This is a genomic window from Neptuniibacter sp. QD29_5, from assembly GCF_047778125.1.
GTDB lineage: Bacteria > Pseudomonadota > Gammaproteobacteria > Pseudomonadales > Balneatricaceae > Neptuniibacter.
Window position 1 is genome coordinate 1 of record NZ_CP180557.1, and the last position, 9,620, is coordinate 9,620.

Genomic DNA, 9,620 nt, shown 5'->3' on the forward strand with positions numbered 1-9,620 from the left:
ATGTTATTGGATAAAAAAAGAGTCATTGTTGCACTAGATTACCCTGATCAAAATCAGGCTTTGGCAATGGCTAAGCAGTTGGACCCGACTCGATGCCGTGTAAAAGTTGGTAAAGAGTTATTCACACGAAGTGGTCCGGCTATTGTAGAAACACTTCAGAGCTTAGGTTTTGATGTTTTTCTAGATCTGAAATTTCATGATATCCCGAATACTACGGCTAAAGCCGTTCGCGCAGCTGCCGAACTAGGCGTATGGATGGTCAATGTTCATGCTTCGGGTGGCCGCCGTATGATGGAAGCTGCTCGCAACGAGCTTGAGCAAGTTAATGGTTCTGAGACGTTGTTAATCGGTGTGACTGTACTAACCAGTATGGAGCGCAGTGACCTGCGCGATTTAGGGTTAGATATTGAGCCGTTAGAGCATGTGAAGCGTTTGGCTAAGTTAACTGAAGAAAGTGGTCTGCATGGTGTAGTTTGTTCTGCGCAGGAAGTAACGCCATTACGCCAAGTGATCGGCGAAGAATTCAAACTAGTAACACCGGGCATTCGACCTGCGGATGCGGATGTTGGCGATCAGAAGCGTATTATGACACCGTCTGATGCATTAAAAGCAGGCAGTGATTACCTAGTGATTGGTCGCCCAATTACTAAAGCAGATTCGCCTGTAGACGCACTAGCTAAAATCGATGCTGAATTAGCACCGTTGCTTTCGTAGCTTTAGCAAGTTATAAAGAAGGTCTGGCCTAAATGGATGAGGTCAGACCTAAAATAAAGTAAAAGGAATTTACTATGAAACTTTCTTCTTTAAGAGCGCTGATCATGGCGTTCGCTTGTGTATTCTCTTTGTCTGCTTTTGCAGCTCCTATCGATCTTAATACCGCTACAGCCGAACAGTTAGCACAAAACCTTAATGGTATTGGGGTAGCTAAGGCAGAAGCTATTGTTGAGTATCGTACTAACAATGGTCCTTTCACATCGGTAGATCAATTAACTGAAGTGAAAGGCATTGGTGCTGCCACAGTTGAGAAAAATCGCTCAAATATCTCTATTCAAGAGGTTGTGGATAAAAAGAAAGAAGTGGCGAGTAAGAAGTAGCGTTAAGCACTAGTAGTAGGTTGTAAGGCTCAGAGCGATTTGGGTGTTACAACCAGGCGGCTCCACGGACTCCGCTGGAGTCGCCAAATTGCGCTTTCAAAATCGGCGTATTCATCGAATCAGAGAATACATATTGGGCTAACCTCTCTGGAAGTTTCTGATAGATATCGTTCTGGTTTGAAAGCCCGCCGCCTAACACAATAACGTCAGGATCCAGTATGTTTATAACCGATGAGAGGGCTTTAGCCAGCTGCTCGATGTATAAGTTGCAATAATCTACTGCTGACTTGTCTCCAGCTTTAGCGAGTTCCCAGATTGATTCCGTATCTAAATGTGAAAAAGTCGAATCGTTATAGTGATTTGTGAACCCTGGGCCAGATAAGAACGTCTCTATACAGTCTTGTTTGCCGCAATAACAATCTCGCCCATTTCCATCGGACGCATCCAGTCTAGGTAGGGGGTTATGTCCCCATTCGCCGCAAATAGAATTTGGACCGCTAAGCAGTTGCTTATTTATTGTAATGCCTCCGCCAACGCCGGTACCTAAGATTACTCCAAAGACAGAGTTGTAGTCTTTGCCGCTACCATCGATAGCTTCAGACAGTGTAAAACAATCAGCATCGTTGGCGATTTGAATAGGCTTTTGTAGTCGCTCGCTCAAGTCTTTATCTAATGGGTGGCCGATTAAGCAGGTAGAGTTAGCGTTTTTAATTAAACCTGTTTCTCGCGAAACGGCACCGGGAATTCCAATACCAATGGAGCGAGCTGGATGCTTTATGTTGCTTTCAGCTCTTTCTATAAGCGAGAAAATTGCATCTAGGGTAGCTTGGTAATTCCCTTGTGGCGTAGGAACGCGATATCTAAATAGAACATCTGAAGATGGAGTCAGCGCAATAATCTCGATCTTGGTGCCGCCAAGATCTATACCGATACAGTAGTCCATTTTTCTCTCATGCTATTTGAGAATATTTAAGTGATTTTATATAACAAAAGCGAGAGTGATTGGAATAAAAATGAGACTGCCCATATTGCCTAGCAAAACAATCGAAGCGACTTGATGGGGCTCTTGATTGTAACGTTCGGCAATCATGTAATTTAAAACGGCTGGTGGTAGCGCACCAAAGACAACTAGATAGGCAAACTGTGTCGCATCCAGTTGTAAGAACTGCTGGCAGATCAGAGCGATGATAATACCGCTGACAGGGCAGAGTACCGCGCTGAGGCTACCTATTCTCCAATTAGAAAAGTCTACGCTAGTCATTCTTACGCCCAGTGCAAAGAGCATTAATGGAATGGCTATCTGGCCCAGCATATCGATAAAGGTATGGACTGCTTTAGGGATCGGTAGATCGAAGCCGCTCCAGATAAGGCCTAAAATGGTTGCTAAAATCATCGGCATGCGAAGTAGATTAAGCAAACGAGTCTTATGATCCAGTATGTAGATACCGACGGTAAAGTGGAGCAAATTTTCCACTAGAAATAAGACTACAGCGGCTTGCAGCGCGCTTTCTCCAAACGCTAAGACAATCAGCGGTATACCCAAATTACCACTGTTGCTGAACATCATTGGAGGTAGGAACGTTTTAGGATGTACCTTTAACAGTTTACAGGCAGGGTAGAGCAGAATACCTGAGCCAATCACGATAATAGCGGCGCCAATGGCGAGAGATTGGTACTTAATTAGATCAAATGATTCAGCAGATAAAACAGCAAAGATCAGCGCAGGAACAAAAACATCAATATTGATCTGATTGGCTGCATTCATGTCCGGCTGGTAGCGGCGGGCATAAAAAAATCCCACTGTGACAATCGCCACAAGTGGGAACACGGTAAGGAATATCCGTTCAATCAGTAGACCTTGTACTTCCATCAATAACTACCTTATATGTCAGTTGTGGCCTACTTTGGAGCGTTTAATCGTACTCTTTTCCTGTTTGAACAATCAGTACAGGAATCTTGGAATTACGCATCACTTGCTGGCTTGTATGGCTATGGTGACCAAATCGGTTTTCCGCGCCCATAACGATCATATCAGCATTTTCAGCTTGCGCAGCACCAAGAATAGAATCGGTTTGATTGCCTTCAGCAACCTTGTGCTCAATGTTAAGCACTACAGGCTTTTCTAAACTTTGCAGTTCGTCTTCACAGAATTTTTCAACACGTTCCTGCATGGTGTTGTGAATCTCTTTGATACCTTCGTCATGCATCTGCTTGATAAGATCTTCAGATACATAGTTTTGGATCAGTGCATGTCCCATCTCACCCATCGGCTCTACAACGTGCAGCATTACGATCTTGGCATCATTTAGCACTGCCTGGTTAACCGCTTGGCGGAATACAGGTCGAGTGTGTTTGCCCAAAGATGTTGCGTAAAGAATAGTTTTGATATCTGGAAGTGCCATGATCATTTCCTCAAAAACAGTCTTAGACTAAAGTATTGAATTTGGTCAGTTTAGCACTTCGTAAGTCGGTGCTCAGATTTACTCGACAATCTATAGACCTAGCTCAATATATAAATTTTTAGTTATATTTAATGCGGCGTACCGCAGCCACAGCGCGACTTTGGTGTTTTACCAATCCCTGGGTTAAACGTGTTTGTCGGGTCTAACGAGAAGTAGAAGTTCTGTAGCCCTTCTTCAGCTTCATATAGGTGGCCTACGTTATGCTCAGCAGGGTATTTCGCACCTTTCTGTGCAAGAAGCTCTAACATCATCTTCTTCACCGCTTTACCATCAGCGCCTTTCTTCAGAATGTAATCCTGATGGAAAACGTGACACATGAAATGACCGTAGTAGAGTGAGTGAACAATATGCTTGCTGATCTCTTCCGGTAGTTTTTCTACCCAATCCGGATCATTTCGACGAAGTGCAATGTCGAGTGCCAGAATATCTTCGACCTCATTCTGGTGGATGATCTGATAACGAATAGCGGCACCTGCAGCGGCAAAACGGTGTAGATAAGCTTTTTGGCTTCATCTGCATCGCATTCGAAATAATCGCCAGACTGACTGTTACTGAAGAACTCTTTTAGAAACTTATCTGCTTCAGGGATACCACCGTCGCTCATTTTTAGCACGAGGTAGTGATCATACTTCTCGCGGAAATCGCGCATACGTTTTGGCAGAATATTTGGCCAGCATCGGCTCATAACCTGCATAACGCGATCTGGAATATCCTTCGGCAAGAAGCTGATCTTATTCAGTGCAGCAGAGATACGACCTTTCATAGCGAAAAGCTTTGGAAGCGGGTCGGTGCCAAAGTAGTTAATCATCATAAAAGTATCTTTGCCGTATTTTTCAGCAATGTCGTAGATATCTTTATGCATGTATTCAGCCACTTCAGGTAGGTTGTCGAAGTGTTGCAGAATATGGCGACGAATCTCTGTCAGTTCATTGGCATCATTGGTACCAATGTAATAAACCTGTTCTTTTTGTGCGACAGGGAAGGTATCTAAGCGCACAGCGAATACACCCACTTTGCCTGCGCAACCGCTGGATTCATATAAGCGGCTAGTATCAGCGTTGTAGCGTGCAGGTGAATCTGCATCTACATCGCGAACAATTTCAGGGTAATCGTTTGCCGATGCTTTTTGAGTGCTGGCTTTAACATCAGCGTCGGTAAAGTTTTTCTGTTCTAGATTTGTAAGGATCTCTTCGGGTGTTTCGCCTAGGTCAATACCAAGGTGATTCACCAATTCCAATTCGCCATTATCGTTAAGCTGAGCAAACAGAGAGAGCTCAGTATAAGCTGGCCCACGTTGAACCAAGGCACCGCCGGAGTTGTTTGCAATACCGCCAACAATTGAAGCGCCGATACAGGAAGAGCCAATGACAGAATGGGGTGCACGATTAATAGGCTTTAGCATCTTCTCAAGGGTGAATAGTGTCGCCCCAGGGAAGCTGATGATCTGCTTGCCTTCATCAATCAGGTAGATTTTGTTCATGCGCGTGGTGTTGATGACGATAATCTCACGATCATAGTCGTCACCACTTGGAGTGGAGCCTTCTGTCAGACCTGTGTTAGCGGCCTGCATAATCACAATCGTATCGGCTTTAATGCAGGTATCTAGAACCTTCCACTGTTCTAACAGTGTGGTTGGAAATACTACTGCAAGGGCAGAACCCTCGCCGGAGCGGAAACCTGTGCGATAGTGTTCGGTCTGGTTTTCCCCAGTGAGAACATTGTTCTCGCCAAGGATAGACCTTAACTGATCGAGAAGATCGTGGCTGGACATATGAAGTACTCTACTAGCTCTAAATGGCCTTAAGGCCTAATTACGGACAAGTCCCCGTAATTACCGTTGATGGTCCCAGTGGATCGGGTAAAGGAACTATATGCCAGTTATTGGCGAAAGAGTTAAGTTGGGAGCTGTTAGATAGTGGTGCGTTATACCGCCTACTGGGTCTTGCAGCCAATCATCATGGTGTAAACCTCGATGATGAAGAAGCGCTGGTCGTTTTAGCTGCGCACTTAAATGTGCAGTTTATTCCTCGTGATGACGATACCGTTCAGATCGTTCTGGAAGGCGAAGAAGTTACCGACGCCATTCGTACTGAAACTGTAGGAAAGGATGCTTCGATTGTCGCAGCTATTCCAGCGGTTCGTGATGCTCTTTTAGAGCGTCAGCGTGCATTTGCTGAAATGCCAGGGTTGATTGCAGATGGTCGTGATATGGGAACCGTTGTTTTTCCTGAAGCACCACTCAAAATCTATCTAGATGCCAGTGCTGAGGAGCGCGCTGTACGACGTTATAACCAGTTGATAAACAAGGGACTGGGTGCTAGTCTTCAAGCTATATTGGAGGATATTCAGGCACGAGACGACCGTGATATGAATCGTCCTGTTGCTCCTCTTAAGCCCGCGGCGGATGCAGTAATTCTTGATACGACTAAGATGTCAATCGAAGAGGTCCTAGCCGCTGTAATGGATGCAGCGAGGCATAAAGGGCTTCGCTGATAGTGTCATAACGACAAAGCGGGATACAGATATGAGCGAGAGCTTTGCTGAACTATTTGAAGAGAGCCTTCAAGAGTTGGAGATGGCGCCAGGCGCTATCGTAACGGGTACAGTAATTGCGATTGAGGATGACTTTGTCATCGTCAATGCAGGTCTCAAATCAGAAGGTGTTATCCCGCGGTCGCAGTTTATTGATGACTCTGGTGAGCTGACAATTGATGTTGGTTCTGAAGTCAGAGTCGCATTAGAAGCTGTCGAAGACGGCTTCGGTTCTACCCAGCTTTCTCGTGATAAAGCGAAACGAGCAGAAGCTTGGGCAGAGCTTGAGAAAGCTTACGAATCTGATGAAATTGTAACAGGGCACATCTCGGGTAAAGTCCGAGGTGGCCTAACGATTATGCTTGGAAATATCCAGGCATTCCTTCCGGGCTCTTTAGTCGATGTCCGTCCTCTTCGAGATACCAGCCACTTAGAAAACCAAGAACTCGAGTTTAAATTGGTTAAGCTCGATGCCAAGCGCAATAACATTGTTGTTTCACGTCGTGCTGTTCTTGAGGCGGCTTACAGTGTTGAGCGTGAAAAACTGCTTTCAGAACTGAAAGAAGGCCTTGTTGTTAAAGGCGTTGTAAAAAACATTACCGACTATGGCGCATTTATTGATCTTGGCGGTGTTGATGGCCTGCTACATATCACTGATATCGCTTGGAAACGTGTTAAGCATCCAAGTGAAGTATTAACGGTTGGTGAAAGCATAGATGTGCAGGTGCTGCGTTTTGATAAAGAACGCAACCGTGTTTCGCTCGGGGTTAAGCAGTTAACAGAAGATCCGTGGACACAGCTGATTGCTAATTACGACATCGGCACCAAAGCGAAAGCCAAAGTGACGAATCTTACTGATTACGGTTGTTTCGCAGAGATCGAAAAAGGTATTGAAGGTTTGATCCATGTTTCTGAAATGGATTGGACTAATAAAAATGTTCACCCATCTAAAGTTGTTCAAGTGGGAGACGAAGTCGATGTGATGTTATTAGACATCGATAAAGAGCGTCGTCGTATCTCTTTAGGTATGAAGCAATGCAAAGCTAACCCTTGGCAAGAATTTGCGACTAAATTCCAAAAAGGTGATCGCTTAAGTGGTAAAATCCGTTCAATAACCGATTTTGGTGTTTTCATTGGCCTAGAAGGTGGTATCGATGGCCTTGTGCATCTATCCGATTTGTCGTGGGATGACAACGGTGAGGATGTTGTTAAAACACTGAAAAAAGGCGATGACTTAGAAGCGGTGGTGCTTTCGGTTGATTCAGAACGAGAGAGAATCGCTTTGGGTGTTAAGCAACTAGATGAAGATCCATTTAGTAGTTTTACTGCGAGTCATGGCAAAGGAAAAGTTATAAAAGGTACAGTTTCTGACATTGCTGACAAGGCGGTAAGTGTAACCGTGGCAGAAGGTGTTGAAGCGGTACTAAGAATCTCCGATGTGTCTCGAGAGCGCATAGATAATCTAGCAGATCATTTTAGCGTTGGAGATGAAGTTGAGGCTATGATCAGCCAGATTGATCGTAGAAACAGAGTTATTTCGCTCTCCATCAAGCAGATGGAGGCAGAGCAAGAGAAACAAGTTCTGGATAAAATCAGTCAACAGTCTGAAACGACGCTATCAGGCCCAACGACTATCGGTGATTTAATTAAGGCTCAGATGAATAAAAGTGACTCTGAGTAACTAGGCAGAATGTACGGTCCACGAGCAAAGGAGTAGAGGTATGACGAAATCTGAACTGATTGAAGTACTAGTAGATCGACATGAGCAATTGTCGGTGAAGGATATCGAGCTGTCCGTGAAGACGATGCTAGATCACATGACAGAATCTTTGTCTCAAGGTGATCGTATAGAAATCAGAGGATTTGGTAGTTTTTCACTACATTATCGAGCGCCTAGAACAGGCCGTAACCCAAAAACGGGTGAGTCTGTAGCGCTTGATGCTAAATATGTTCCGCACTTCAAACCAGGTAAAGAGTTGCGTGAACAGGTAAATGATTCAATTCAAAATTAGGTAATTGAGGTTTAATCCGGTGCGTTTAGTTAAAAAATTGATCTTCGTTGTTTTAGCGTTTTTGGCACTATTTATTGGTTTAATGTTAGTGATTAACAACACAGATCAGGTTGCGATTAATCTTGTTTTTCTGCAGCTACCAGAATTTAGTTTAGGTACTTGGCTAGTAGCGACATTTGTTGCGGGTGCTCTTATCGGTGGAGCGCTAAGTACAATGATTATCGTGATGTTAAAAACTCGTTTGGGCTCTGCGCGCCGTAAAATTGCTAGTACACAAAAAGAGCTAGATCAGTTGCGAGTATCCAGCCTGAAAGATGCCGTTTAATCTCGACAACGCTTTTCTTTTAATTCCGTTTGTTCTGGCGATCGGCATTGGCTGGTTGCTAGGCAGGCGTGATAAGCAGTCAAAACCTACGCCTCCCCAAACGAATCTAAGCCACGAATACTTTACCGGTTTAGATTATCTTTTGAATGAGAAAATGGATGAGGCGATTGAAAGCTTTATCCGTGCTTTAGAGATCAATTCAGATACCATTCCAGCCCACCTGTCTTTAGCAAAGCTCTTTCGCCGTAAAGGTGATGTAGATCGAGCGATACAGATCCATCAAAACCTTCTAGCGCGCCCCAATTTGGATCGGGATGATTTTATGCGGATTCAGATGGCGCTAGCGAATGACTATTATTCTGTGGGCTTGTTGGACCGAGCTGAAAATCTCTTACAGGAAATTATTAAATCTCCTTCCCTAAACGCATCCACAGTAAAGCGCTCAATCTGTTAATTAAGCTCTATGAGAAAGAAGGTGAGTGGGAAGAAGCTTTAGTTACAGCGAATAAACTCCCAACGGATGAAAGACGTGATTTAAATAACGAGTTAGCGCATTACTGCTGTGAATTAGCTGACATGGCATTACAGCAAAAGCTTATCAAAGCGTCGGCTGAGTATCTCAAAGATGCAGAGCAATTTGATTCGAAAAATGTTCGTGTAAGCTTGTTAAAAGCTCAGATCGCAATGAAGTCTGAACAGTGGAAGCAGGCGATAAAACATCTTAAAAAAGTATCAAAACAAGACCGTTTATTTGTATCCGAAACGATTCCTCTGCTGAGGGAATGTTATGAGAGAACAGGAGATCATAAAGATCACCTAGAATACTTACGTAGCTGCTTAGCGCATTCTCCCTCAACGACAGTGCTGATTGCTCTTGCTGAGCATGTTAAACAGGAAAGAGGTGTTTATGCAGCTGGCAGTTTTATTACTGAAGAATTAAAGCGTCGTCCATCAGTAAAAGGATTTAATAGTCTGATCGATCTTCATATAGAATATGGCTCAGATAGTGCGAAGGATAGCTTAAAGGTATTACGTGGTCTGACAGGACAGTTAGAGCTCTCAAAACCCGTATACCGTTGTAATAGTTGTGGATTTTCAGGCAGAACGCTCTCCTGGCAGTGCCCATCATGTAAAAGCTGGGGCACGACTAAGCCTATTCAAGGTTTGGAAGGCGAATAAATTTTAGAGAACTTAT

The 9,620-nt window shown here is 44.1% G+C and carries 11 protein-coding genes and 1 pseudogene; 8 read left to right on the forward strand and 4 right to left on the reverse strand.

Annotated features, from left to right (window positions below; genetic code table 11):
• Together pyrF and ACMXYR_RS16725 are read left to right on the forward strand one after the other, a co-directional pair.
• Nucleotides 1-714, forward strand: a complete 714-nt coding sequence (gene pyrF, locus ACMXYR_RS16720; RefSeq protein WP_415883576.1) for an orotidine-5'-phosphate decarboxylase — start codon at nt 1-3, stop codon at nt 712-714.
• A gap of 74 nt (nt 715-788) precedes the next feature.
• Nucleotides 789-1,094, forward strand: coding sequence for a ComEA family DNA-binding protein (locus ACMXYR_RS16725; protein ID WP_415883577.1), 306 nt, complete (start codon nt 789-791; stop codon nt 1,092-1,094).
• A 46-nt stretch (nt 1,095-1,140) separates the two neighbouring features.
• Here ACMXYR_RS16725 and ACMXYR_RS16730 read toward each other — a convergent pair whose 3' ends face one another.
• From ACMXYR_RS16730 to dld, 4 genes and pseudogenes are all read right to left on the reverse strand, one after another.
• Nucleotides 1,141-2,037 carry an ROK family protein gene (locus ACMXYR_RS16730; protein ID WP_415897563.1) on the reverse strand — a complete coding sequence of 299 codons (897 nt, stop codon included), beginning with the start codon at nt 2,035-2,037 and terminating at the stop codon, nt 1,141-1,143.
• Nucleotides 2,038-2,073: 36 nt separating this feature from the next.
• A complete protein-coding gene (locus ACMXYR_RS16735; protein WP_415903671.1) occupies nt 2,074-2,964 on the reverse strand; it encodes an AEC family transporter in 891 nt (296 codons plus the stop codon).
• A gap of 43 nt (nt 2,965-3,007) precedes the next feature.
• Nucleotides 3,008-3,496: a universal stress protein gene (locus ACMXYR_RS16740; protein ID WP_415883580.1), complete on the reverse strand. Its 489-nt coding sequence runs from the start codon at nt 3,494-3,496 to the stop codon at nt 3,008-3,010.
• A gap of 128 nt (nt 3,497-3,624) precedes the next feature.
• Nucleotides 3,625-5,327, reverse strand: a pseudogene (gene dld, locus ACMXYR_RS16745) (D-lactate dehydrogenase).
• Between the two features lie 23 nt (nt 5,328-5,350).
• Between dld and cmk the strand changes: the two are divergent.
• The 6 genes from cmk to ACMXYR_RS16775 all read left to right on the forward strand — a co-directional run bounded on the left by cmk (nt 5,351) and on the right by ACMXYR_RS16775 (nt 9,604).
• A complete protein-coding gene (cmk, locus tag ACMXYR_RS16750) occupies nt 5,351-6,049 on the forward strand; it encodes a (d)CMP kinase (RefSeq protein ID WP_415903667.1) in 699 nt (232 codons plus the stop codon).
• 31 nt (nt 6,050-6,080) lie between these two features.
• Nucleotides 6,081-7,769, forward strand: coding sequence for a 30S ribosomal protein S1 (rpsA, locus tag ACMXYR_RS16755; RefSeq protein WP_415903668.1), 1,689 nt, complete (start codon nt 6,081-6,083; stop codon nt 7,767-7,769).
• Nucleotides 7,770-7,809: 40 nt separating this feature from the next.
• Nucleotides 7,810-8,100 (forward strand): integration host factor subunit beta, encoded by a 291-nt coding sequence (gene ihfB, locus ACMXYR_RS16760; protein WP_415883573.1) that lies wholly within the window; start codon nt 7,810-7,812, stop codon nt 8,098-8,100.
• A 19-nt stretch (nt 8,101-8,119) separates the two neighbouring features.
• Entirely contained in the window at nt 8,120-8,425 is a 306-nt protein-coding gene (locus ACMXYR_RS16765; protein ID WP_415883574.1) for a lipopolysaccharide assembly protein LapA domain-containing protein, read from the forward strand.
• Entirely contained in the window at nt 8,415-8,879 is a 465-nt protein-coding gene (locus tag ACMXYR_RS16770) for a hypothetical protein (protein WP_415903669.1), read from the forward strand. The genes ACMXYR_RS16765 and ACMXYR_RS16770 overlap by 11 nt, the downstream gene beginning before the upstream one ends.
• A gap of 122 nt (nt 8,880-9,001) precedes the next feature.
• Complete coding sequence (locus tag ACMXYR_RS16775) at nt 9,002-9,604, forward strand: tetratricopeptide repeat protein (RefSeq protein ID WP_415903670.1); 603 nt, start codon at nt 9,002-9,004, stop codon at nt 9,602-9,604.
• Nucleotides 9,605-9,620: the final 16 nt, after the last annotated feature.

What these genes read in the sequence shown, in the direction of transcription:
- pyrF (WP_415883576.1), top strand. Translation starts at nt 1, where the DNA reads ATGTTATTGGATAAAAAAAGAGTCATTGTTGCACTAGATTACCCTGAT.
- ACMXYR_RS16725 (WP_415883577.1), top strand. Translation starts at nt 789, where the DNA reads ATGAAACTTTCTTCTTTAAGAGCGCTGATCATGGCGTTCGCTTGTGTA.
- ACMXYR_RS16730 (WP_415897563.1), bottom strand. Translation starts at nt 2,037, where the DNA reads ATGGACTACTGTATCGGTATAGATCTTGGCGGCACCAAGATCGAGATT.
- ACMXYR_RS16735 (WP_415903671.1), bottom strand. Translation starts at nt 2,964, where the DNA reads ATGGAAGTACAAGGTCTACTGATTGAACGGATATTCCTTACCGTGTTC.
- ACMXYR_RS16740 (WP_415883580.1), bottom strand. Translation starts at nt 3,496, where the DNA reads ATGGCACTTCCAGATATCAAAACTATTCTTTACGCAACATCTTTGGGC.
- cmk (WP_415903667.1), top strand. Translation starts at nt 5,351, where the DNA reads ATGGCCTTAAGGCCTAATTACGGACAAGTCCCCGTAATTACCGTTGAT.
- rpsA (WP_415903668.1), top strand. Translation starts at nt 6,081, where the DNA reads ATGAGCGAGAGCTTTGCTGAACTATTTGAAGAGAGCCTTCAAGAGTTG.
- ihfB (WP_415883573.1), top strand. Translation starts at nt 7,810, where the DNA reads ATGACGAAATCTGAACTGATTGAAGTACTAGTAGATCGACATGAGCAA.
- ACMXYR_RS16770 (WP_415903669.1), top strand. Translation starts at nt 8,415, where the DNA reads ATGCCGTTTAATCTCGACAACGCTTTTCTTTTAATTCCGTTTGTTCTG.
- ACMXYR_RS16775 (WP_415903670.1), top strand. Translation starts at nt 9,002, where the DNA reads ATGGCATTACAGCAAAAGCTTATCAAAGCGTCGGCTGAGTATCTCAAA.